This window comes from Fischerella muscicola PCC 7414, assembly GCF_000317205.1.
GTDB lineage: Bacteria > Cyanobacteriota > Cyanobacteriia > Cyanobacteriales > Nostocaceae > Fischerella > Fischerella muscicola.
Window position 1 is genome coordinate 1 of the sequence record NZ_AJLK01000037.1, and the last position, 24,714, is coordinate 24,714.

The window sequence follows — 24,714 nt, forward strand, 5'->3', positions numbered from 1 at the left end:
TGGGGAGGGTTAGGGTGGGGTGTACTCCATCTAGATGCAAAGGGCTGTAGTTCTCCATTGAATAGGTTATCGCCGCAAACGGGGCAAGCACTTGTTCTAAATTTTCTTTTTCCCTGGCAGTGACATCGTAGAATAAATATCACATCTGCCCTAACTTTTTGGAGAGAAGCCATGCCATTGGCAGTTGGAGTTATAGAAACTTTAGGTTTTCCCCCTGTATTAGCAGCAGCAGACGCAATGGTCAAAACTGCTGAAGTTACCCTTGTATACTACGGTTTAGCAGAAAGCGCTCGTTTTTTAGTCGCCGTGCGAGGACAGGTTGCCGAAGTCAAAAGAGCAGTCGCAGCAGGTATAGAAGCCTGCAACCAAGCTCAAGGTGATGGCGGCAAACTGATCACCCACTATATTGTTCCTAACCCACCAGAGAATGTAGAATCTGTTCTACCCATACATTTCACTAAAAAATCAGAGCCATTTCGCATTTTCTGAATTGCTTGTCAAATCATCCCGTATACTTGCTTCCCGGCATCATTAAAGATGATAGATTTAACTCTATAAAATATGTAGCAACCTTCGTACAATTAATTGGTAGCGCCACATAACTTTTACTGATATAGGAGACAACCAATGCCACTACAGGCAGTTGGATCAATTGAAACTAAGGGTTTTCCTGCCGTACTAGCTGCGGCAGACGCGATGGTCAAAGCAGGTCGAGTCACCCTCGTAGGTTATATAAGAGCTGGTAGTGCCCGCTTTACTGTTAATGTGCGAGGTGATATACAAGAGGTAAAAACGGCTGTTGCAGCAGGTGTAGAAGCTGTAGAGAGTGTTTACGGTGGAGTCCTAGAAACTTGGGTGATTATTCCTCGCCCTCACGAAAACGTGGAAGCTGTTCTGCCTATAGGCTATACAGAAGAAGTCGAACAGTATAGGCAAGCAGTGGAAAATCCAATTGTATCTAGACCTAATAATCGTTAATTTAGCGCACAAGTCAGCAGTGCAGTAAATGCAAAGCGGCTTAGTGCAGATAAGCTTCTATACTTTATCCTCAGAAAGCGGTTCTCCGCTCTGAGGGTGTTTACTAGTTCATCAACTTTTTGTCTATTTTGACATTTTGCTGATTTTTAAGTGGTTAGGCAAGATTAAATTCATTCGTGGAGACAGGCAAGAGATAAACAAAAATGTGTAATTAATTTTGTCTGAGTACTTATCACAACCTAGATTATTTAAAAGTTCAGCATTTAGAGTCAAGACTCTACAATTCAAGATTCTATAACTTTTGGCTTTACTGTTGACTTATCGTATAGTTTATGTATATATTTATCGCCACTACAAAAGTTCAAAATTTTTATAAAAACATTCAGTGATTTTAAGTTTTGCTCCCTCAATTAAAAGTACCCTAGAGGGTACTGTAAAACTTTCTATCACTTTTTCAGAATAATCTTGTATGGTAGTTTCTCTCAAAAGATTTTGAGTGATCAACAAAGCTGCTGTGTCTGTATTTATGTAATATTACTGAAAATTTGTTACTAAAAATACATTGATTTACTAGTTTTTGGTAAAGTAAAATTTCTCATACTCAGAAACACTAGGGTATCCTTCACAGGAGTGAAACTAAAAGAGTTGAAACGACGTCTAGAAATTGAGGGCAACTACAGTCTGGTAATGGTAAAAAAGGCTGAATATCAGCCTTTGATGACTTTTTATTTATCTGAGTGAAGAACAAATTGAGTTTACAAAATTAAATATTTGAGTTAATTAGGGAAATTACTCAAAAAACATGATTTTCGGGAAGATGAACATGAAAATATGATGAGAAAGCAGAAGTAACTGCATAAAACCCGTGAGTCAAAACGTAATAAAAGTAGAATCACGTAGATGTTCCATCAGGACATCATGCAATTGGGAGCAACTGCCAGTCAAAAACTTGAGTGAGGTGAAAAATGGAGGTTGTGATGCAGCAAACTTTAAAACAGGGTTTCGAGGAGCGCAATCTCACTATGGCTTCTGAGGCGGATAAGGTGGCACAGTTCTGGCACAAGCGGTTAGAAAATGAGTGTCCAGGACAAACCACAGCGAATAAAGAAAGTATCGTTCGCTGGCTGCTAGGCAGCAATCAAGAGCGATTTGAAGACCCAAAACAATTAGATATTGCTAAGCAAGCGATGGAATATCGCTGGAAGATTTTGAATCAACGCTACCTAGGCAAATCAAGAGAAGCTGCTTATAAAAATTTACTGGCTCGCTTGGGAAGTCTAGTAACATTACGGAATAGAATTCAGACATGGGTTGCTCTAAGTCGCGATCGCCAACGCTCAGTTTTGGATGTCTTACAAGAAGTCATTCAAGAACTGTTGCAAAGCGACAACTATATGCAGCAACAAATGGCTCTGATTTCGGAATTTACCACCGATCCCCGCTTACGGAACGCTCTGCTGTTTGCCAGTGTAGAAGAATATTGCCTGCGGCCAGTACGCAATCAACCCCTGCTAGTTTACAGATTTGTCAATTATTTACGTCGTACCCAACGTGGTGGCTTAACCCAAGTACCTGGTAGCGACATGGTAAGACTAGTCTCAGAAGAGATCCTTACCGACGATAGCGATAACCGAGTCAACTTAGTAGACACCCAAGCGATCGCAGAATATCAAGAAGCGCAAGAACAAGAAGAACAACAGACGCTGCGACAATCAGTCAAGGATGAATTTGAAAATTACTTACTAGAAAATCTTGGACAAGAAGCAGTAGATTGGTTACGGCTATACTTACAAGGACAATCCCAAGATGCGATCGCTAAAAAATTAGGCAAGCCGATCAATGTCATTTATAGACTGCGGGAAAAAGTCAGCTACCACGCGGTGCGCGTTTTCGCCCTCAAAGACAAACCAGAACTAGTCGAATCCTGGCTACAAACGTCATTGAAAGAGCATAATCTGGGACTAACACCAAATCAACTTCAGCAATTGCATGAAAAATTAACCGCAACTCAGCGACAAGTTCTAGAACTACGCCGAGCAGGTAACAGTATAGAAGAAGTAGCCCAAAAATTAAAACTCAAAACCCATCAAGCTATGGGTGAATGGACTAAAGTTTACCTAACAGCCCAGACTTTAAGAAGCGAAGAGTAGGGGAGTAGGGTATGCAACATTTTTGGTTGTTACTTGCACCACAACGAAATTTCCTATGAGCAACTACAAAACAGGAGGGTTAGTTGCTCTTAATACAAGCAACAAACAACTAGCAACTGCTAGCTATCTATTGTTAAAGTGTTCCCGGTATTAAATTCAAAATTAAGCATTTGCTTATTTTGTAGTTAATTTAACTTTTATTTATCTAAACGTCATGGTTTGTTTACTGCCAAAAAAATTCTGGGCAGAATAGGATATATAGAAATATCAAGCAATCTAAGCCTATGTTGTCTTCAAAGGGCAAATCAATTGATACCGAAGCTAGCGATCAGCAAGAAGTGCCATCTGACACACAGATATTATGGAAGCAAGGAATAGAACGGGAACAAGTATTCCAGCTGATTGAAAGTTTTCTGTCCTTTGAAGCCTGCCTCTACCATCAAGTTGTGCCACTAAAAATGGAAGACAACAGCTTGTTATTAGGCATGGTCAATCAAGAAGACAGCGCAGCGCTAGATTACGTTCGTCGTTTATTGTCTTACATAAAATGTACATTAGTATGTGAACCGATTACAGGCGATATCCACCGTAAAATACTTTCAGCCTATCTAAACTACAAAAATACATCCCCCTCAGCGATTCCACAAGACTCTAATCAGCAACCAACCAACCCAAACCCAAATCAAACTGAAAACACTGTCCTGCAATTAGATGCTTCTGCTAACCCACAGCCAGAAACGGCAAGCAAAAATGCTCCCCGGTCTCATCCCGTGATTATTACCAACCCCAACACCATAGAAGCAAAACAAACAGAACAAGGGAATTCTAATATTAGTCAAGCAAACATAGGAAACTTAACTGTTTTATCAGTTCCAGTAGCAGAAGAATTTTCTCCTGTGGAGATATTGTTAACCTTACCACCAAAAAAATTACTAGAAGAATTATTAGGTAGGGTTTTAGCAGGGGGAATTGGTCGGCTGTACTTAGAAAGACTCCCCTACACAGGCAGAATTCTATGGAGTGAAAATGGAGTTTTGCAATCTGTACTAGAGAAAGTACCTCTATCGGTGTTTCAGGGAGTCATGAATGAGTTAAAACGATTTGGTTCTCTGCCTGTAATCACACTTGCAGAACCCAAACAAGTCGAAAGAGAATGTCTATATCAACAAGACCGTTTATTATTGCGCTTGCGAGTCATGCCAGGCATGTACGGCGAAGAAGCAACCCTTCAGGTACTGCGAGGAGCAGCATTAAAGTTTTATCAACAACAACAGTTAACCCGCCTTAGTCGTGATGCCTTGGGTATCTCTCAGCAACTCAGCTATAAATTGCATGAATTACAAGAGAGGCTTTTAGTTAACCGCAACGTTAACTCTAGTCAGCTAGAAACTTTTAATGCCCTCAACAACCTGTTACAAAATTTAGACCAGCATATCAAAAGACTAACAATTGAAACCTCTGAACCACCCACAAAATGAATTTTGGTCAATTGTTAGTAGTTAGTGGTTGATTGTTGGTGGTGAGTCCAGCCCCCCAAAAAGGCGGTTCCCGTCACGTAGACGCGTAGCGGCTTAAGGTAAGGGTAGGGTTGGTTGTTGGTTGTTGGTTAGTTAACCATGCCCAATGCCCACTTCTCACCTCCCCATTGCCCCTAATCCCCACCAGGGCCCGGTGAGTTCCCCATTGCCCCCCATCCCTCCTTTTCGGTAAAACCGCTGATTTCGATCGCATAATTTTTGTGCTGTAATAAAACTCTAGACCGATTAACTAGATAGTTACGGTTATAAATATAGTAATTTTACAATTTTATACACAGTAAAATTACGGTTGAAAAGCTAATGAAAGATGAAGGGTGAAGTATGAAGTATGAAGGATGAAGTATGAAGTATGAAAGATGAAGTATTAATTTTAATCCTTCTGCCTTCTGCGGGGCCCCCACAAATTCGCGATTCGGAGAGCGAATTTGTGGGGAACCCCTTCTGCCTTCTGCCTCCTGCCCTCTGCCCTCTGCATAGCTGCCTTCTTACACTAACGAACAATTATTCTTGCATTTCATGCATACAGAGGTTTTTAGTGAACTTTTCCCTTTAATGAGTACAGCCAATCCACAAACTCTGGAATGGTTGCTTTCGGTTGCTGTGGAACACGAATACCCAGCCGGACGAGCTGTTTTGATGGAAGATGCCTGGGGTAATGCAGTTTACTTCGTAGTTTCTGGTTGGGTAAAAGTTCGCCGCACTATAGGGGAAGATTCTGTTGCTTTGGCAATTTTAGGTAGAGGCGATTTTTTTGGAGAAATGGCAATTTTGGATGAATCTCCTCGTTCAACCGATGTAATTGCTCTTTCCTCAGTAAAATTACTGAGTATTTCTAGAGAAAGATTTATTCATATATTATTTAAAGACCCGCAGTTACACCACCGAATGTTGCAATTAATGGTGCGGCGACTGCGACACGCAAACGTACGCTTGCAAATGCGTTCTTCTCCACCAGCAGTTAAACTTGCTCACACTCTTGTCAGCTTAGGCGAAAGCTATAGTGAAGAATCACACAAAGGTAGAGAAATTTTTAACATCTCTTTTAAAGATTTAGCAGATGTTACAGAAATTGGGGTTGAAGAAACCACTAAAATTATGGAAAAATTAGACGAAAAAGGTTGGATAAAAATTGACACTACTAATCAAGTGGTTCATCTCGTCAACTTTCGCCAATTGATGAACTTGGCTGGCAAAGTTTAATACTTTCAGGTCATTCTGACTGTTTGTTCATACAAGAGTTATGAGTTAGGAGTTATGAGTTAAATTAATCTTTTGACTCATTATTCCGCAATGTTTACTCTTAAGTTCAGATGAATGAAACAATAGCACCTCGTACCGATACGCGCCTTCAAAAAAAATTACCAACTATTCATTACCAGGTGGCAATGCCTCAACCAGAAAATCATCTGTTTGAGGTGACTTTACACCTTGTGGGCTACCCGTTTTCCATCCTTGATTTAAAATTACCAGTTTGGACTCCCGGTTCCTACTTAGTGCGGGAGTATGCTAAGCATCTACAGGGATTTACTGCTTTCAGCAATAATAAACCCTTAAATTGGCGAAAAATTAGTAAAAATCATTGGCAAGTAGAAACAGATGAAGTATCAGAAGTTACTATAAAATACCGCATTTTTGCTAATGAACTCACCGTACGGACAAATCATTTAGATTCTACGCACGGTTATTTTAATGGTGCGGCGCTGTTTTTTAGACTACCAAAATTTGACAAGCAACCAATTTTTGTGACTATTGTGACACCACGGTCAGAATGGCGGGTAACTACAGCACTACCACCTGTCCCGGGACAAGCCAACACTTTTTGTGCTTTGGATTTCGACACCCTTGTAGATAGTCCTTTTGAGATTGGTTCTCATCAGCTCTATCACTTTCAGGTACTAGATAAACCTCACGAACTAGCTATCTGGGGACGTGGTAATTGCCAAGTGCAGCAGATGATTGCTGATATCAGCAAAATTATTGAAGTCGAAGCACAAATGTTTGGTGGCTTGCCTTATGAAAGATATGTGTTTCTGGTGCATTTATTCGCCCAAGCTTATGGGGGTTTAGAGCATAAAAACAGTTGTTCGTTGATTTATCAGCGGTTTGGATTTCGCGATCGCGAAAAATATGATCGCTTCATGCAATTGGTAGCCCACGAATTTTTCCATTTGTGGAATGTCAAGCGCATTCGTCCTAAGGAACTGGAAGTTTTTGATTACGACCAAGAAAACTATACCTCTTGTTTGTGGTTCTGTGAGGGAACAACTAGTTACTACGATTTACTAATTCCTTTACGGGCTGGCATTTACGATGTCAAATCATTTTTGAATAATTGGGGTAAAGAAATTACCAGGTATCTGACAACTCCAGGGCGAAAAGTCCAACCCTTGTCTGAATCTAGTTTTGATGCTTGGATTAAACTGTACCGTCAGGATGCCAACAGTGGTAATTCCCAGATTTCCTATTATTTGAAAGGAGAAATGGTATCGTTATTGCTAGATTTGCTGATTCGTTCTCGGCATAACAACAAGCGATCGCTTGATGATGTCATGCTGCAAATGTGGCACAAATTTGGCAAAAAGGAAATTGGTTATACTTCACAACAGTTGCAGGAAGTAATAGCATCTGTAGCAGGAGTCGATTTATCTGATTTCTTTCAACGCTACATAGATGGTACTGAAGAATTACCTTTCAATGAGTACCTAGAACCGTTTGGCTTGCAATTGGTTGCACAGACAGAAACAGAACCCTATTTAGGTGTGAGAGTAGGTAGCGAAAATGGACGGGACATAATTAAATTTGTCGAAGCCGATTCCCCTGCCCAATTGGCTGGGATTGATCCTGGTGATGAACTGCTGGCAATTGATGGGATCAAGGTGACAGCGAATCAATTAAGCGATCGCCTGAAAGATTACCAACCCCAAGACATTATCCAAGTTGCGGTTTTCCACCAAGATGAACTCCGCATCTACCCTGTCACCTTGGCTTCTCCACCTGCAAGCAAATACCAAGTGCAACCTGTAGTCAATCCCTCTGCTACACAGAAACAGAACTTTGACAGGTGGTTAGATGCATCGCTGGCAAATCTGCGGTAGGCTTTTGGTCTTAGTAGGGTGGGCATTTGCCCACCGCCCTACTGCTTCTCCTGTTCTGCGTGCTACCTCACACCTTCTGCCTCCTTCACTCCTTCGCCCCAAAGAATTTCTGTTGCTTTTTGAGCAGAAAGCGGACGGTAAAATAGGAAACCTTGGACATCCTCACAGTTGATAGATTTTAAAAACTCCAGTTCCTCTTGCTTTTCTACTCCTTCGGCAGTCAGCCTCAACCCCAAACTTCTCCCCAAACCAACAATCGCCTTGACAATGTGAGCCACTTTCACATCCTTCGTCAAATCACGAATGAAAGAACCGTCAATTTTTAAATTGTGGAGTGGTAATAGCTGTAGACGTGATAGAGAAGAATGACCCGTGCCAAAATCATCAATAGAAAGGTGAACTCCCATCCCCTCTAACTGTTGCAATACAGTTCTAGTAAATTCCAAATCCTCAATTGCAGTTGTTTCTGTAATTTCTAATTCCAAGAAATGCGCTTCTAAACCCGTCTCATCCAAAATTTTAGCCACTGTCTCCACCAGTCCTGGTTGGCGGAACTGTTTAAGAGAAAGATTAACAGCCATAGTCAAAGCAGGTAACCCTTCCTCCTGCCAAGCTTTATTCTGTCTACAAGCTGTCCGCAACACCCATTCTCCAATTGGGATAATTAATCCGCTTTCCTCAGCCAAGGGAATAAATTTACTGGGAGCTACTAATCCCATATCTGGATGTTCCCAACGCAGCAGCGCTTCCATACCAGTAATTTTTCCTGTGTCAATATTTACCCGGGGTTGGTAGTGAACTACAAACTCTTCTCGTTCTAGGGCATGGCGCAAGCTCCTTTCTAAAGTCAATATTTCAGGAGTTTTGGAACTGATAGAAGTTGTATAAAATTGAAAATTATTCCTACCCTCGTCTTTGGCATGATACAAAGCCACATCCGCGTGTTGGATCAAAGTTTCAACATCAGGACTATGCTCGTCAAACAGGGCAATGCCAAGGCTAGCACTGACATAAAGTTCATGTCCCTCTATATGAAAAGCTTTTTCTAGTTCTTGCAGGATTCTTTGAGCTACCTGGGCGACCTCTTCCACATAATTAACTTGGGGCAAGAGGATGATGAATTCATCGCCTCCCCAACGGGCGACAATGTCACCACCTCTGAGGGATTGCCGTAATCTTTGGGCAACACTTTGTAGCAATTGATCACCAAGTGTATGTCCCAGAGTATCATTAATCGTTTTGAATCGATCTAAATCTAGAAACATTACAGCTAAACTCTCTTCCCTACGAGCCGCATTCGGTAATGTTCTCGTCAATTGCTCTTTAAATAACAGGCGATTAGGTAATCCCGTTAGCAAATCGTGGAGAGCCTGGTAACGGATCATTTCCTCCACCTGTTGTCGCCGTCGAGCGCCACTGATACTAGCAGCCATTGTCAAGAGAGTAGATTCTTCGTGCCTCGACCACTGGCGCTGCTTACAACAATCTGCTAAACCAAGCACACCCCAGAAATTTTCATCTAGACGCAATGGCACAAGTAATAGGGATAAAATGCCCTCACGATGGAGAATTTCTTGGTCAATAGCACTTAATTCTTGAGTCAAACTCTGAATAGATTTTCCTTGAGAGAGGGCGGTATACCAGTGACCTAACCCGGAGACTTGATAGGATTGATTTTGCCTACTACCTTTGGGCAAGATAGAATCGCTTCTCCATTCAAATCGGAGCGTCATCACCATTTCTGTGGTGACAGGGTGGGGATGGTTCTCAAACAAATAAACTCGATCTACTTGAGCAGCTTCACCTAGAACCGCTAAGGCTTTGTCAAGGGCTTTTTCATAGTTCATTTCTGTGAGTAAAGAATTGGTAGCTTCTGCTACCGCTTGGAGTAGGCGATCGCGCTGGCGTAATTCAATCTCAGCCTGCTTTTGCTCTGTAATATCCCTGACAATAAAAGTTCTAATTAAATCGCTTTCTGGAAGATAGTGAACCGATTGTTCAAATACTTCTTCACCTACTTCTACTTCTCGAATAAAAGAATTCCCTTGGCGATTTTGAACAGCACTAGCAAGTCCTGCTAAAATTGTGTGCTGTACACCTAATTTTCTAATGTCGGGAAATTTCAAAGCCGCAGCAGGATTCAGATAAGTTACTGTTCCTTCTATATCGACTTCAATAATTGGATTAGGAATCAATTCTGGGAAAGAAGCCAACCGAGCAAGGGCAACTTCACTAGCACCTTCGACACCATCTGTAGGGACAATGAGAGTTTCAAAGGGATTAACAGGACTCGCTTGTTCCGATAGGAAGCCAGATATATCTTCAGCAACACAAGATTCCGAAAAAGCTTGCTCTGATAAATTTGAGATCGCATAGTATTTGGCTTTTACTTGATTATTGCCAAATTCAATCACATCTCCATGCTTGAGATCATGAGAGAAGCATTTCATACCATTTACAAATAGCCCGTTTGTACTCCTTTTGCCTTTAAAACTGCCATCAATGATCTGAAAGCCATACTGCTCTGTCTCTGGCAGAGTTACCCGTAATAAAATGGCGTGCTGTCTAGAGACAGATCGAGAACGAAGAACGATCGCATTTCTGACATCCCGTCCCAGAGAATATGTAGCCTCTTTCAAGGGAATGGTTCGCTGTCCTTGCAAGTCTCGGAGAACTAACAGGTGGCGTATTTTTTCCCGCTCATTTCCTGGCATGACTCCTTCCTCAAACTCTCATCTGTTCGGGTCTTGGTCTGAAAAATACTGCTCCCATAATTCTTGATCTTGAGTAGGCATTTCCATCAGCAGTTGCTCAACTAACTTTATCCCCATTGGTGAGGGATTAGCACGACCGTTTTCCCAAGGGTTGACCGTCTGAAACGAAACCCCCAACTGACGAGCTAGTTGCTCCTGTGACATTCCTAGCCTCTTTCTCAACTCACGAATGAGATTCGGAAACTTTGGCCTTGCGGTCACTGTTGTTTACTCTTTTATCTCTTAAATATTCAGAATAAGATTAAACACTTGGTATAACAAATGGTATATTTGCGTAATTTTTTAACTAAATTCAGAATTCGATGAGCAAATCAAAACCATCATTATCAAAGCAAGCAGACTTACAAAATTTCAGAAAAGCATCCTCGGAAATCACTGCTTCATCAATAATATTTTGTAATTTTTCAAACCTTAACATTGCTCAAGAAATTTATCTCTGAATCTTGGAAAAATCAAACAACTGCAACTCAGAGTAAATAGAATTAATATAAAAACAATATAAAAAATGTAATTGAGAAAACAGAAAAATGGAAAAGTATGTATGCACAGTCTGTGGTTACGTATATGACCCAGCGGAAGGTGATGTAGATGCTGGTATACCAGCAGGCACAGCTTTTGCAGATTTACCTGAAGACTGGGTATGCCCGGTATGTGGCACAGAAAAAGACGGTTTTGAACCAGAGGAGTGAGGGTAAGGGAGATAGGGAGATGGGGTGGTGGGGTGATGGGGAGGTTGGGGGTGTGAGGGGTGGAAGAGTAACCACTAACCACTAACCACTAAAAATTGACAATTGACAATTGACGATTGACAAATGACAAATGACAAATTGCAAATAGTAGTTATAGGTGGTGGGGCGGCTGGCTTTTTTGGCGCGATCGCTGCTGCTAAAGCTAATCCTCGCGCCCATGTGATTTTACTAGAAGCCAGTCATCAACCATTGGCAAAGGTTCGTATTTCTGGTGGTGGACGCTGCAATGTTACTCATGCTTGTTTTGAACCCCAAGAGTTGGTAAAAAATTACCCCAGAGGTGGTAAAGCCTTATTGGGCGCTTTTACACGCTTTCAACCCCAAGATACTATCACCTGGTTTCAGGCTCATGGTGTCAAGTTGAAAACTGAGGCTGATGGCAGAATGTTTCCAACCACAGATAGCTCCGAAACTATCGTCAACTGTCTCATGAGTACAGCCAAAGCAGCTGGGGTGGAACTACGCACAGGAACTGCGGTGGTGGGAGCCTGGGGCTTAAGCCCCAGGCTAGGAGGGGCAAATTCCCCACTTTCTCACTTCGAGATTACTCTGAAGTCGGGCGAGAAATTACAATGCGATCGCCTACTATTAGCAACAGGTAGCAATCCCATAGGCTATAAAATCGCTCAACAACTAGGACATACTATTGAACCACCAGTCCCATCTTTATTTACCTTCAATATTAAAAATAAAAAACTGACAGAATTAGCTGGGGTAAGTGTTAATCCTGTGAAATTACGGCTAGTTGTACCAGAATATCCCCATCTAGAACAAACAGGCCCATTACTGATTACCCACTGGGGTTTAAGTGGCCCAGCCGTGTTGAAATTGTCTGCTTGGGGTGCAAGAATGCTGCACTCAAGTAATTATCAAGCCACTTTAGTTATTAATTGGCTACCGCATCTTAAACAAGAACAAGTACGTCAACAATTGTTGACAGTTAAGAACAATTCATCTAAGCGTCTCATCGCATCCCATCGAGTTGTTGAGTTACCCCACCGCCTCTGGCAATACATTGTTTCTTGTGTAGGAATTTCTTCTGAAAATCGTTGGGCAGAATTATCAAACAAAACTTTAAATCAATTAGTGCAAGAACTTACACAAGCTCAATATTCAATTAATGGTAAAGGAACGTTTAAAGAAGAGTTTGTAACTTGTGGAGGTGTCAATCTTAAAGAAATCAACTTTAAGACAATGGAGAGTAAATTGGTTGGAGGTCTTTACTTTGCAGGAGAAATTTTAGATATCGATGGTGTAACTGGTGGCTTTAATTTCCAGAGTGCTTGGACAACAGCCTATCTAGCTGGTTTAGCAATGGCGTCAGATAGGAGTTAGACTAGAGGAAAAAAAGAAATACATATATTTAGCAATTTCACAAGTAACATTTTCTGAGATTTTCCATAAGCTAAGTCTAATTATTTTATTCTTAACTGAGTCGCAAGCATATTTGTTAATTGAAAAAAATTTTTAAAAAATAAATTCTTTTTCTTAAAATGCAAGAAGATGAATAAAGATGAATAATAATTAAGAACTTGACATAATTTTCTTTATAATCAGGAAAAATACTGAGTGTTTAGACAAAAATTAAGTATTTATTTTAAAGATTGACAAGAGAGAATAAAAGTTTATTTTCTTTCTAGCTTCTAATTTATAGGTTCTGCCCCCTTGTATTATTTTTTTGAACGAATAATATAAATAATAGCTTACACTTCATAATCAAAATTGTATAATTTCGGGCTGACAACAAAGATTTGAAAACATAAAATATAGCTCATAAGCTATCTCATCAAACTTTTTATCGGTGGTTATTTCTAACCACTGAACAATATTTGCTTGGAGAAAAACTACTTATTTTTCTCTAGAAATTTGCTATGGAATTTTAGTTTACCACTGGTAAACGATGGTGTTCCCTGTGCATAGAGGTATCACTGACTTAAATGTTGGGAGGTCAAATTGAAACTGAGACTCGGCTTTATCATACTGGGGATTATTTTAATTTCGTTTGCACAATCAAATAAGCTTACTTGTAGTCGAACTGAGCAGCAAGCGTCTTGTAAACTAGCACGTTCGGGTTTTCTCTGGTCTGAAGAAAAAGAATTGCCAGTTAACAAATTACGGGGGGCTGAATTTTATAGCCCTAAGGATGACGAATCCTCGAAAGTTGTGATTAAAACTAGTAACAGTGAAGTGCCATTTTCTTCCTTCACTAGCTATAGTGATGAAAATCAGCAGCGAGCGATCGCATCCCAAATCAATAACTTTGTCAGAAATAACAAACAGTCATATTTGCAGGTTGAGCAAAGTGATACATGGTGGATTGTGATTGGATTTATTAGCCTTGCTGTTGGTGTGTATCCGCTTTTAAAACCAAAATCTTAAATTAAAGGCAGAGGGTAGAAGGCAGAGGGCAGAAGCAGAAGGGGTTCCCCACAAATTCGCTCTCCGAATCGCGAACTTGTGGGGGCCCCGCAGAAGGCAGAAGGATTAAAATTAATACTTCATCTTTCACACTTCATCCTTCATCCTTCTGTTTAATACCTTTTTAAAACACCTGGTTCTTTCTGCACAGGCAATACATCTAAAGTATCAGCTTGAGAACAATATTTCAGGTCTTCATAACATTCCAGACGTAACAAACGTTTGCCGTGACTGGCATGGTGAAATAGTCCTAATAAATTATCTTGCCATTGAGAATAAAGAGCGATCGCATTGATGACTTCATCGTTACCAGCAATTTCATCAGTTGGTAAGCCAGTTTGCTCTATGACAGCATAAGCGATCGCACCTGCACAGGCGGTATCTTCTAAAGAAAAACTACCTTCCCAGCCAGAACCTATAATCCATACTGTTTGTGGTTGCATCTCCAAAAGATATTTCACCACTGCACCACGGTTAATAAATGCTGCTGCGATTACAGTTTGAGCATCTTGGACTCGTTGTAAAGTCCTAGTGCCATTAGTAGTACTAATAAACAAGCGCCTTCCTTCTACTCTCTCTGGCGTACAGTCGAGAGGAGAATTACCCAAATCAAAGCCAGGAACTTTGGCCCCGCCGCGTTCTCCAGCTCGTAGCCGTTTTTCGGCTGGCCAAGATTCACTAACTTGTATAAGTTGATCTAAATCGCTGAAGACTTGGACTGCTTCACCACCAGCAGCCAATACTGTTGCCATTGTAGAAGTGGCTCGCAGTACATCAACTGCGATCGCGCATTCTGGCACTTTATCCACTGGAGTTAATTCCGGAGTATGGTAAATGAATAGCTTCACGCGCTGGGTTACACCTGATTTGAGACTGCCGATATCACATTCTAACCAGTTGGACGTCACCAACCATAGTAGTAGTTTCTTACCACTGGTTTTAACAAATGTGATCACATAAAAAATCTTGTTGTTAAAATGGCTGCCAATTTAGTTGTGAAATCAACGGTAATCTAAAAAAAGAACAAATACCAAGTAAGTGTATTTGCTCTTCTTATTAAATAAAGTTATAGGAGTGATAAGTTATTTGTTATTAAGTAGTTTGTTGTTTAAAACACTTAATTAGTAGAGCATAAGGTTTTGCACCCCTACCAACCGCCAACGTACAGACGCGAGGAAGATCACGTCTCTACCCTAACTACTAAGCAAATCAATATGGCACCTTTACCTGACTATCACCCAAAACAGCTATCTCTAGGTCCACTAGAAGCAGAAATATTGAATATCATCTGGGAACTTGGTTCAGCTACAGTCAAAGATGTACACGATCGCATTCTGTCTGATCCCAATCGAGAACTAGCTTATACTTCTGTGACAACTGTATTGCGTCGTCTCACTGAAAAAGGTTGGCTTGTCTGCGACAAAAAAGGACGGGCATTTTATTGGCGGCCGTTGCTCACAAAACAACAAGCCGAAGTCATCAAAGCTCATGAACAATTGCAACGATTTTTAGCGGTAGGCAATCCCGATGTTGTTGCTGCTTTTGCTGATAGTCTCGATGAAGCAGATAGTGAGAAAATACAAGCGATCGCCAAACGCATTCAAGCTGCACGACAAGCGAGGGAGGAAAAGTGATGCATCTGCTGATGATATTAATGGCTTTAGCAATTTCTTGGTGGATCAGACACTCTTGGAGTGATTGCCAAGGTAGCTGGAAGCAACGGTGGCAAAGAACCCTATTTTACTTTCTCTTTCCCCCCTTATTGCTCATGATGACAGCGATCGCCCTGCTGTGTATGGGATCCCAAGGTAAAATGGGTGGTTTGCAAGCAGGCTGGTTTGGCTATGTATTAGCATTAATTTTACTTGCTTTTTTTGCAGCACTATGCATCAAACTAGCATGGCAAGGATGGCGATCAGTAAAATCTGCACGTAAGTGTCCGATTATAAAACTTGCAGGTAGACAAGTCCGACTACTGAATACAGGGGCATTATTTGCAGGGCAAATTGGTTTTTGGCAACCCGAACTCGTTCTTAGCCAAGGATTACTAGAAACTCTTTCACCCGCTCACTTAGAGACAGTTCTAGCACATGAGCAAGGGCATTACTATTACCGAGATACATTCTGGTTTTTCTGGCTGGGTTGGGTGCGTTCTTGTACTGCTTGGTTGCCAAAGACTGATGCTTTATGGCAAGAACTATTAGTATTGCGCGAACTACGTGCTGATGCTCACGCCGCATCACAAGTAGATCCCTTGCTACTAGCGGAATCACTAGTATTGGTAATCAGTACTCCACCTGTAACCTCAGAAATTTGCTGTGCAGCATTGGGTTCTAGTAGCGTAGCTCGTTTAGAACAGAGAATAGAAGCTTTGCTAGAAAAAAGCGAACCCACATCAGAATCTTACTTGCTATCCTGGCACAGTTTCCTATTAGCCTTACTACCCTTAATCACAGTCATATTTCATTCCTAAAAATCCTTGTAGAGACGTGCCATGGCACGTCTCTACACTATTTGTCGGAGAAGCCTATTAGGCATAAATCTAAAATCCAAAATTCTTCACCTGATGGGATTATGCACTGTCACCAACTTTGTCCCATCAGGAAAAGTTGCTTCCACCTGCACTTGATGAATCATCTCTGGTACTCCTTCCATGACTTCATCTCGTGTCAACAAGGTAGTACCATAACTCATCAACTCTGCAACTGTTCTCCCATCTCTAGCACCTTCCAGAATTGCAGCAGAAATATAGGCGACAGCTTCTGGATAATTCAACTTCAAACCCCTATCCTTACGTCTTTCTGCTAGTAAAGCAGCAGTAAAAATCAATAATTTGTCTTTTTCCTGCGGTGTCAGTTGCACTTTTTACCTCCCTTCTTGGCGTCTTGGCGGTTCGTTCATATCTGCCAAACTCTTGGCACACAGCTACCACGACTCAAAAAAGACATACGTAATAACTGCCAAACACCGATAAACCAGTTTCTCACCTCAGCAGTCGAAGATCCACGATATCTACACAAAAGTCCATTTTCTACACGAGTGGCACCAAATTGGGGATGGGTAATAGGTAAGGGGGAATGGGTAAGGGGGATTTTACAAAGATTTCGGGCTTTTTCGACTATTTCTGGTGATATTTCTCGTCCAATGTAGACTAGACTACCTACGATTGGTTGTCCTGCCAAACTGTGGGGACTGTGAAAAACTTCTTCGCTACCTGGTAACCATTGCCGATCTATCCATAGAGGTTTACCTTGTTGCCAAATTTCGGTGTGCGATCGCCACTCTCCTTGCAAAAATTTCTCCCCTCTAGCACTGCGTCCAAATCTAGTAATTTCCCAGCCTAGATAATGAGAGTTTGTAGCTAATTTGACTATAATGTCTTGTCTGTATAATGTGCCGTCAAAAACAATTGTTTCTTGGGGCAACCATTCTAAATAAGCATCATCATCAACTTTGATCTCAATAGTTTGTTTGGCAATCGTGCCATTACTGCGGTAAATTTTGCCAGCAGTTGCGGTAGTAATTAATGCTTGAGCATGGGGGTGGAGGTGGAAGTTATAAGATAAGCGATCGCCTCCCACAACACCCCCAGCTGTATGTAAAATCACACTATGACAAACTTCTTGTCCTTCTGGATAAAATGGACGTTGCACTTTTAGTGGTGCTTGATTTTGATTAAAAATCAGCTGAGTTTGGTTTTGGCGATAAGCATACACTAAGTGTAAATTCCCATGCCAAAAATCCTTGCTTGGTGTTGTGATTGGATAATGAGAATGCTGGTTCACAAATACTAAGAAATTTTATTTTTTTGCTAAGATGACAATTACCTAATTTTAGGATTTGCTAGTAGCTTTTGCGTATCTGCTATTAGTCTGTCACCCCAAAGTTGTTGTTTAATAAACTTAATATCACCCCATCTTTTATCTAAACGCAAAGCTGAGAGGGCCATTGCTAAACCCTGGTCTTGCTGTCCTTTCTTGTATAAAGCTACTGCTAAAGCCAGCTGAGATTCTGCACTGGTCTTGTTAATATTTATTGCCCTCTGAAACTGACGTATAGCCCCTTCGACATCTCCCAATTCATATTTAACTAACCCCAGGTTGTTAATAGCTGGTAATGATTTTGTATCTAAAGAAATAGCTTTTTCGTAAGCTGCAACTGCCCCACGATAGTCTTTTTGGTAGTGAAAGTACAAACCCCTGAATCCATAGGCAACAGCATTTTGAGGATCTAACTGCAATGCCTGATTAATATCTGCATTAGCTGCTTGCGTATTGTCTAAAACCAAATTAGTTAAACCCCGATAAGCGTAAGCTACACTAGGACTGACATTACCCCACTGACTATTAGCTTTAATTGCTCGATCATAAGAATCGCGGGCTTCTTTATATTTTCCTAACTCTCTATATATATCTCCTTGGGCAACCCAAGCTACTGAAAATTTGGGATTAATTTGGGTTGCTTTGGTTATATCTGCTAATGCACTCTGTTTATCTCCTTGCATATAATAACCCCCACCCCGGTAGAAGTAAGCATTAGCATCATTTGGGTTACGGGCGATCGCTTGGTTAAATGGTTCGATCAGCACTTGTTGAGATGCGGATGCTGGGTTTTCTACAAATTTGATTGAGTTTTGAATTTCTTGATATAAAAACTGATTTCCTTCCTTTTGAATTAAATCACTTGCTTTGTGCAAATCTGCCAATGCACCTGGTTTGTCTCCCCAAATAAAAGCACGCACTACCCCCCGCAATTGATAAGTGCTAAAAAAGTTGGGATCTAGTTTCAATGCTTGATCAAAATCAGCATTAGCCCCTTTTCTATCTCCTAAGCCAGCGCGGGAATAACCCCGGACAGCGTAGGCGTGGGCAAAAGAAGGTTCTTGCTCAATGAATTTGTTGATATCAGCGATCGCTCCTTGGTAATCTGGTAAAAATGCACGAGCGCTACCCCTAGCAAGATAAGCAAAACCTAAATTAGGATTCAGGCGCACCGCTTCTTCACCATCAGCAACCGCCCCTGGTATGTCTTTCTCTGTGAGACGAATTGCACACCGCATGGCGTAAGCAAAGCCATTCTTAGGATTGAGTTGTATTACTTTGTTTAAGTCTGAGGTTGCTGATTGTAAATTTCCGATCAAAAAGTAAGCGTTACTCCGACGGAAGTAAGCATCAGGGTTATTGGGACTAAGTTTTAGGGCTTGATTGTAGTCTGCGATCGCGCCTTGGTAATCTTTTCTTTCGGCTTTCGCTCCCCCTAAACTAATATAGTCTTCTGCACTCCGTTGTCTTGTAGCGGTTTGTGAACCCGTCGCAATTGGCTGGGAATTTCTTCTAGTTGTCAAAAAAGTATTAATCGGAATTCCCAATCGCAAACTTGCTACCAGCGCCCCGTCCTTGCGTACCTCTGTATCCGCCCGTCCATTAATACCTACTACGCGTCCCTGTTCATCTAACACCGGGCCACCACTCATCCCTGGTATTGCTTCGTTGTTGTAAACCAGAGTATATCCATCTTTACCCTCTTTCAGACGACTACGGACATTCCCATCTGTAAATTGATAACTACGTTCTTTGGTGATACCAGGTAAAGCATCAGCCCAACCCACTACATACACCGTCATTCCTTCGCGGATTTGGTCGGAGTTGCCAATATTAGCAACTCGGTAATTTTTATTACTAGTAAACTGCAAGACGGCTAAGTCTAGTCCAGGCAGTTCTTGACTGGGGTACACAGGATATTTACTACCATCAGGGGTTTGAATCTCATATCTGCCATCATTTACCACTACATGACGATTAGTCAGTACGTAGTAAGTCTCGCCCTTGCGGTCAAAAATTACTCCCGAACCCACACCATCTCCCCCAATCAAAACAGTAAAATCTTTTGCTAAATCGCTGATTTGAGCAGGTGTTAACGCCACACTGACTCGGGGTTGCATGATTGTGATGGTTCCACCCACCAACATTGCACAAAGATGACGCGTAAATTTCATTTTTAACCTCTATCTAAATATATTTATGTCTAAATTAGTACGTATTGATAATTAAATAATAGTAATATTAGCTAACTGCTCTCTAAAATAAATTTACTTAAGTTGGTAATAGCTAATAGTAACTAACAATTAGCAATCACCACTCAGCCACAAACGGAAAGTCTATCTGTGTCCATCTGTGTTCATCTGCGAAAAGTTTGCTCGCCGGCTTGGGGCGATCAAAGCTTTTCAAGACAGTGTTCGATTACAACATTTAAGATTTTTTGAACGCCACAGCTTTTAAAGCCCTGACTACGAACCTTGAAATGATCGCTTCCAATCTTGTCAAGCTACTTCTACCATCACTAAATTCCTTGCAGTTTTTTGATTTCATTCACTGCGCTTTGATAACCATCTTCATCTCCCTGTAAGTATCTCCTTTGCGGTCAAAAATTATCCCTGAACCAACACCATCCCCACCAATCAGCACAGTAAATTCTTTGGCTAAGTTGCTAACTTGCGTAGCAGTTAGTCCCAAAGTAACTTGAGGTTGTACCACCACCACAGTTGCACCCATCAGCACTGCTGGAAGATAACGACCAAAATTCATTTTTTAACCTCTGCCTGAAAATTGGAATCAGAAGATGATACTAGGTCTACAAATGTCTCAATCGGAATGCCCCAGCTATATTGGTGCATTTGTTGCCTGAGTTCTGGTTCTGGTTCAGTTCCATCTTGATAGACATAGGGATCACCCCAAAGCGGTTCGGCGTGCATTCCATTAATTGCCACTACCTTGCCAGCGTGGTTTAATAATGGGCCGCCACTCATCCCCTTTTGAATATCATTGGTATAGCCAATTTTGTAACCGCCTTCCAAGGCTTTGTCTAAGACAAGGGACACCTCACCAGTTCTGAACACAAACCCGATATCCCGATCACCCTCTTCATCAAAAGGAAAGCCAGCTGCAAAAACTTTATTGCCTTTAGTCAAACTTGAGCGAAAATCCAGGGATGCGACAGTATATTTAGTGCGATCGCTGCGAAACTGCAAGCGAGCTAAATCATTGCCGCGATCGCTCATACTTTGCAAAGTGGCTACATATACTTTGCCATCATAGGTTTGAATCTGGTAGGGGGCTTTACCAGACCTCACTACGTGGGCATTAGTTAAAACTGTATACACAGAAGCTTGTCTGTGAATCAGAATCCCTGACCCTAAAAAGTCTTTTGACAAGACTTTGACTGTGATTAACCTGGCTTGTTTTTGCAACTGCTGTGTTGAACGCTGGCTTAAAGGTTGTTCAACTGAACTGACAGTCGGTGCTACTAATACCGACGAGATTGATAAACTGCCAATACAAGTAGTTAATATGATTTTGCGCCAATCCATTTTGGTTCATTGCTTAACATTGCCAAGCTGGTTTACCTACTGGGCAAAATTCACCTGATTTGGAACTTTCTGCCTCATTTATCCATTTTTGGACATCTACATAAGCTGTATCATCTCCAGCAGTAACCACAGCATTATGATTGTTGTTACTGCTAAAACCACTAAGATCTATACTGACCCCACCACTTCCACCCCGATAATCGAGTAGTCTTTGTAAAGTTTCGCGGGGATTGCGATCGGGCTTGAGAGTAACTAGGACACCATTTGCAAGACAAGGCCCATTTTTCTCACTAGCTACACACAAAACGGGTTGACTCCTCAGCTTGCCTGCTCTGAGAAAATTCAAAGTTCCGTTGTCATAAAATCTTTGGAATCTGCTAGATATTTCTTCACAGCGCTTTTTTGGAGTCCAAGGCGGTGGAAAAGCTTCGTCAACCCAACGAATTATGGGAATATTTCCCCGTGATGTGCGAACAAGTGTTGCCGGTACACCCCTACTCATACCGCAAAAAAACTTGCTAGTCTGAGCATGGCTAGGCTGAGTAATAGTTGCTGTAGAACTGAGTGTAAGAGCAGTAATACTCAAAATTTGAGTAAATACACTAAGTTTCATTTTTATTCTCACTTCCTAGAAAGGATGAAAATTAGATTCAATAAACGGTGGTAATATATTAATCTTCAGTATATCTCCTGAAAATTATCGATAATTATGAAATATTAATAAAAACTATATAATTTCGTAGTGAGCGATTTATCGCTCTCCCCAAATTGATATGCTGTTGATAACTGATAACTAATAACTGTAAAAAAGCGCTCCCATTGAGAGAGCGCTTTTTATCATTCACAAGAAGCTAACTTAACTATCCATGAATTGCAGGAGCGTTCATTGCTACAGGTACAGCTTCACCACTTGCCAAGTCTAATGGGAAGTTGTGAGCATTACGCTCGTGCATCACTTCCATACCCAGGTTGGCACGGTTGAGTATATCTGCCCAGGTGTTAACTATACGACCGTGGGAGTCAAGAATAGATTGGTTAAAATTGAACCCATTCAAGTTAAACGCCATTGTGCTGATGCCCAAAGCCGTGAACCAAATACAAACTACGGGCCAAGCTGCTAAGAAGAAGTGCAAAGAACGAGAGTTGTTAAAGCTGGCATACTGCCAAATTAAGCGTCCAAAGTAACCATGAGCAGCCACAATATTGTAGGTTTCCTGCTCTTGCCCAAACTTGTATCCATAGTTGAGGGATTCATCCTCGGTGGTTTCTCTTACCAAGGAGGAAGTCACCAAAGAGCCGTGCATGGCACAGAAAAGCGAACCACCAAACACCCCAGCTACACCAAGTTGATGGAAGGGATGCATGAGAATGTTATGTTCCGCTTGGAACACCAGCATGAAATTAAATGTACCACTGATGCCTAGAGGCATTCCGTCAGAGAAACTGCCTTGCCCAATTGGGTAAATTAAAAAGACAGAGGTAGCAGCAGCTACAGGAGCAGAATAAGCAACGCAGATCCAAGGACGCATACCCAAGCGGTAGCTGAGTTCCCATTGCCGTCCCATCCAGCAGAAGATACCGATGAGGAAATGGAAAACAATTAACTCGTAGGGCCCGCCGTTATAGAGCCATTCATCAAGAGAAGATGCTTCCCAAATAGGGTAAAAGTGCAAGCCAATCGCATTAGATGTAGGTACAATGGCGCCAGAAATGATGTTGTTGCCATATAACAAAGAACCAGAAACAGGTTCACGAATACCGTCAATATCGACCGGTGGTGCTGCGATGAAGGCAATAATAAAGCAGATAGTTGCGGTCAACAGCGTTGGAATCATCAAAACGCCGAACCAGCCAACGTAAAGTCTGTTATTGGTGCTGGTAATCCACTCACAGAACCTATCCCAGAGACTACCACTTTCGCCTCTTGTTAAAGTTGTGGTCATGGCTGTTTTGTTTCAAAATTCAATGAATGTACAGATGACAAATTTCTAATTTTTTTAATTGAGAAATTTGCGATTTTTACGGTTATTTACTAAAGTTTTCCCCTAAATAACTGGAATGCCTTAATTCAAGATTGAAATCTGTTTTGGTCGCAGTTTACATTTTCATGAAACACAAGGTTTTAGCAACCAGCGAACGTGATTACCCAAAACAATTGTATTGCAGTCAAATCCAAACTGCCCTCAGTTTCTCAATAATCTCTACTTAGGGAGATAGCCAGATCAAAGGAGAAAATTTTCCTGGTCTTACGATCTGGTTGTACATTAAATTTTTGTATTTATCAATCTATTTTTGTTAACTTTTATAACTCTTTTGCAGCGCTCAATTTGTTTGTCTTTTAGTTTAAGAAACTTAAATAAAAATGCAAGTGATACTCTATTTTTATCAAAAAATATCTAAATAATCAAGCTATCTAAATATGATTAAAAATATTTAAATCTAACCAAAATCAAGCGATCACCTGTAGATATATCAATCCTGTTATTACATTCTCTTCTATTTTATCGAGTTCTCGGTTTTGCTTAATAATTATCACTTTTAGTTCCTATTAAAATAAACCTTTAAGTTGATTTGAGGTAGCAAATTTAAGATTTTGCACCAGCTTTTGGCTCTGCCAAGAAATAATTTAAAGCTTACTAAATATACATTTGAATTTGTTAAAAGTAATAAACAACAAAGAAATAATGTGTGTGACTAATTTTACCTAATGATTAAAAAGTACAGAGATACCCTATGGTTGTTGTTGCACACTCTTTGCCCGAACTCTCGAAAAGGATTAGGGAAGGGTGTTAATCTACATTAGATAAAAAGGCTGTAGTTGAGATTTTTAGTTTTGCTGCTAGTTGTTTGAATGCGATCGCATAGAGGTGTAAGTAGAGGAAAAACTCACCCACCCTACATCCAGTCTCAAGGGTCAAACTTAGTGCGTAAGTCCAACCAATACTAAGCTTTACCCTTCTGCTTTCTACTTACTTCTGCCAAAATGCCAGATGATGTTCAACTACTCCTGTTAGTCTTACTGCTTTTTGTAGAAGGAATTAATAGGTAAATTCGAGGGCATCTTATGAAGTTTGCAAGTGATGATCGCGGTAGCGGCAGATAAGCATAGGAAAATAGATTTGCAAAAAAGTCTATAGTTATTTTCTTACTGTTAATTAAAAATAAAAATAGATTTTCATAGACAGATATTTTTAGCTAGTCCCGACAGAGTACCCACATCTCACCCAACATGGGGAACATGGGATAAGTGTTAAATATCAATAATCGCTTTTATTTTCGTTGTCTAGGTTACAACCCTTAATTGATACAACTAGTTTTGAAATGTTTTATGACTTACGATACCTACAAATTCTTAGCGTTCTTGGCGGCTACCCTTCGGGAAGCTGCTGAGTCGCAAAGCGACACGCTGTGCGACGCGTCTACGATAAATAAAGCTTTTTGGCAACTTTTGTGTAAGTCCTGTGTTTGAAGCGATTGCAACTGCTTTTGACTATGTGGGAATTACAGAATGAGTAGAAGAGTTTTCACAAACTTACATACATAAAAAAGCGCTTCCTATAGGAAGCGCTTTTCTTGTTTTCTAGAGACGCGATATACAGCGCCTCTTTGTGATTTTGAAGATTAACCGTTGATAGCAGGAGCGGTT

23 protein-coding genes are annotated in these 24,714 nt (G+C 40.9%); 11 read left to right on the forward strand and 12 right to left on the reverse strand.

The genetic code is table 11. From position 1 onward, the window contains the following. The first annotated feature begins 171 nt into the window (after positions 1 to 171). The 4 genes from UYI_RS0105480 to UYI_RS0105500 all read left to right on the forward strand — a co-directional run bounded on the left by UYI_RS0105480 (position 172) and on the right by UYI_RS0105500 (position 4,606). Positions 172 to 489, forward strand: coding sequence for a carbon dioxide-concentrating mechanism protein CcmK (locus UYI_RS0105480; protein ID WP_016865667.1), 318 nt, complete (start codon positions 172 to 174; stop codon positions 487 to 489). A gap of 138 nt (positions 490 to 627) precedes the next feature. Next, positions 628 to 978: a carbon dioxide-concentrating mechanism protein CcmK gene (locus tag UYI_RS0105485; protein WP_016865668.1), complete on the forward strand. Its 351-nt coding sequence runs from the start codon at positions 628 to 630 to the stop codon at positions 976 to 978. A 965-nt stretch (positions 979 to 1,943) separates the two neighbouring features. Further along, positions 1,944 to 3,128: a HetZ-related protein 2 gene (locus UYI_RS0105495; protein WP_016865669.1), complete on the forward strand. Its 1,185-nt coding sequence runs from the start codon at positions 1,944 to 1,946 to the stop codon at positions 3,126 to 3,128. A gap of 284 nt (positions 3,129 to 3,412) precedes the next feature. Continuing rightward, positions 3,413 to 4,606: a GspE/PulE/PilB domain-containing protein gene (locus tag UYI_RS0105500; RefSeq protein WP_016865670.1), complete on the forward strand. Its 1,194-nt coding sequence runs from the start codon at positions 3,413 to 3,415 to the stop codon at positions 4,604 to 4,606. Positions 4,607 to 4,679: 73 nt separating this feature from the next. Here the strand turns inward: UYI_RS0105500 and UYI_RS37540 are convergent, their stop codons facing one another. Beyond that, a complete protein-coding gene (locus UYI_RS37540; protein WP_162140383.1) occupies positions 4,680 to 4,859 on the reverse strand; it encodes a hypothetical protein in 180 nt (59 codons plus the stop codon). Between the two features lie 323 nt (positions 4,860 to 5,182). Between UYI_RS37540 and UYI_RS0105505 the strand changes: the two genes are divergently transcribed. Together UYI_RS0105505 and UYI_RS0105510 are read left to right on the forward strand one after the other, a co-directional pair. After that, a complete protein-coding gene (locus UYI_RS0105505; protein ID WP_016865671.1) occupies positions 5,183 to 5,866 on the forward strand; it encodes a Crp/Fnr family transcriptional regulator in 684 nt (227 codons plus the stop codon). Between the two features lie 110 nt (positions 5,867 to 5,976). Beyond that, positions 5,977 to 7,761 carry a M61 family metallopeptidase gene (locus UYI_RS0105510; RefSeq protein WP_016865672.1) on the forward strand — a complete coding sequence of 595 codons (1,785 nt, stop codon included), beginning with the start codon at positions 5,977 to 5,979 and terminating at the stop codon, positions 7,759 to 7,761. Between the two features lie 62 nt (positions 7,762 to 7,823). Here UYI_RS0105510 and UYI_RS0105515 read toward each other — a convergent pair whose 3' ends face one another. From UYI_RS0105515 to UYI_RS39545, 3 genes are all read right to left on the reverse strand, one after another. After that, entirely contained in the window at positions 7,824 to 10,475 is a 2,652-nt protein-coding gene (locus tag UYI_RS0105515) for an EAL domain-containing protein (RefSeq protein ID WP_016865673.1), read from the reverse strand. 18 nt (positions 10,476 to 10,493) lie between these two features. Continuing rightward, positions 10,494 to 10,736: a helix-turn-helix domain-containing protein gene (locus UYI_RS0105520; protein ID WP_016865674.1), complete on the reverse strand. Its 243-nt coding sequence runs from the start codon at positions 10,734 to 10,736 to the stop codon at positions 10,494 to 10,496. A gap of 91 nt (positions 10,737 to 10,827) precedes the next feature. Further along, positions 10,828 to 10,953, reverse strand: a complete 126-nt coding sequence (locus tag UYI_RS39545; protein WP_016865675.1) for a hypothetical protein — start codon at positions 10,951 to 10,953, stop codon at positions 10,828 to 10,830. 109 nt (positions 10,954 to 11,062) lie between these two features. Here UYI_RS39545 and rd point away from each other — a divergent pair, with 109 nt between their 5' ends. The 3 genes from rd to UYI_RS0105540 all read left to right on the forward strand — a co-directional run bounded on the left by rd (position 11,063) and on the right by UYI_RS0105540 (position 13,663). Continuing rightward, the gene (gene rd, locus UYI_RS0105530) at positions 11,063 to 11,224 is read left to right on the forward strand and encodes a rubredoxin (RefSeq protein WP_026085760.1); all 162 of its coding nucleotides are present in this window, start codon (positions 11,063 to 11,065) and stop codon (positions 11,222 to 11,224) included. Between the two features lie 123 nt (positions 11,225 to 11,347). After that, entirely contained in the window at positions 11,348 to 12,619 is a 1,272-nt protein-coding gene (locus UYI_RS0105535) for a BaiN/RdsA family NAD(P)/FAD-dependent oxidoreductase (protein ID WP_016865677.1), read from the forward strand. A 618-nt stretch (positions 12,620 to 13,237) separates the two neighbouring features. Then, a complete protein-coding gene (locus UYI_RS0105540; RefSeq protein WP_016865678.1) occupies positions 13,238 to 13,663 on the forward strand; it encodes a hypothetical protein in 426 nt (141 codons plus the stop codon). 152 nt (positions 13,664 to 13,815) lie between these two features. Here UYI_RS0105540 and UYI_RS0105545 read toward each other — a convergent pair whose 3' ends face one another. Next, a complete protein-coding gene (locus UYI_RS0105545) occupies positions 13,816 to 14,550 on the reverse strand; it encodes a 2-phosphosulfolactate phosphatase family protein (RefSeq protein WP_026085761.1) in 735 nt (244 codons plus the stop codon). Between the two features lie 366 nt (positions 14,551 to 14,916). On the opposite strand from UYI_RS0105545, the gene UYI_RS0105550 reads away from it, so the two are divergent. After that, positions 14,917 to 15,336, forward strand: a complete 420-nt coding sequence (locus UYI_RS0105550) for a BlaI/MecI/CopY family transcriptional regulator (RefSeq protein WP_016865680.1) — start codon at positions 14,917 to 14,919, stop codon at positions 15,334 to 15,336. Then, on the forward strand, positions 15,336 to 16,175 hold the full coding sequence (locus UYI_RS0105555; RefSeq protein WP_016865681.1) for a M56 family metallopeptidase: 840 nt from the start codon (positions 15,336 to 15,338) through the stop codon (positions 16,173 to 16,175). The genes UYI_RS0105550 and UYI_RS0105555 overlap by 1 nt, the downstream gene beginning before the upstream one ends. Positions 16,176 to 16,261: 86 nt before the next feature. On the opposite strand, the gene ureA is transcribed toward UYI_RS0105555, so the two are convergent. From ureA to psbA, 7 genes are all read right to left on the reverse strand, one after another. After that, a complete protein-coding gene (ureA, locus tag UYI_RS0105560; RefSeq protein WP_016865682.1) occupies positions 16,262 to 16,564 on the reverse strand; it encodes an urease subunit gamma in 303 nt (100 codons plus the stop codon). Between the two features lie 35 nt (positions 16,565 to 16,599). Beyond that, the gene (locus tag UYI_RS0105565) at positions 16,600 to 17,487 is read right to left on the reverse strand and encodes an urease accessory protein UreD (protein ID WP_016865683.1); all 888 of its coding nucleotides are present in this window, start codon (positions 17,485 to 17,487) and stop codon (positions 16,600 to 16,602) included. 38 nt (positions 17,488 to 17,525) lie between these two features. Further along, positions 17,526 to 19,697 (reverse strand): serine protease, encoded by a 2,172-nt coding sequence (locus UYI_RS32020; RefSeq protein ID WP_081589197.1) that lies wholly within the window; start codon positions 19,695 to 19,697, stop codon positions 17,526 to 17,528. A 373-nt stretch (positions 19,698 to 20,070) separates the two neighbouring features. Beyond that, positions 20,071 to 20,286 (reverse strand): hypothetical protein, encoded by a 216-nt coding sequence (locus tag UYI_RS0105575; protein ID WP_016865685.1) that lies wholly within the window; start codon positions 20,284 to 20,286, stop codon positions 20,071 to 20,073. Beyond that, positions 20,283 to 21,068, reverse strand: coding sequence for a S1 family peptidase (locus UYI_RS0105580; protein WP_016865686.1), 786 nt, complete (start codon positions 21,066 to 21,068; stop codon positions 20,283 to 20,285). Before UYI_RS0105580 ends, UYI_RS0105575 begins: the two co-directional genes overlap by 4 nt. Before the next feature lie 13 nt (positions 21,069 to 21,081). Beyond that, positions 21,082 to 21,681: a COP23 domain-containing protein gene (locus UYI_RS0105585; RefSeq protein WP_016865687.1), complete on the reverse strand. Its 600-nt coding sequence runs from the start codon at positions 21,679 to 21,681 to the stop codon at positions 21,082 to 21,084. A 247-nt stretch (positions 21,682 to 21,928) separates the two neighbouring features. Further along, positions 21,929 to 23,011 carry a photosystem II q(b) protein gene (gene psbA, locus UYI_RS0105590; protein WP_016865688.1) on the reverse strand — a complete coding sequence of 361 codons (1,083 nt, stop codon included), beginning with the start codon at positions 23,009 to 23,011 and terminating at the stop codon, positions 21,929 to 21,931. Between the last annotated feature and the right edge of the window lie 1,703 nt (positions 23,012 to 24,714).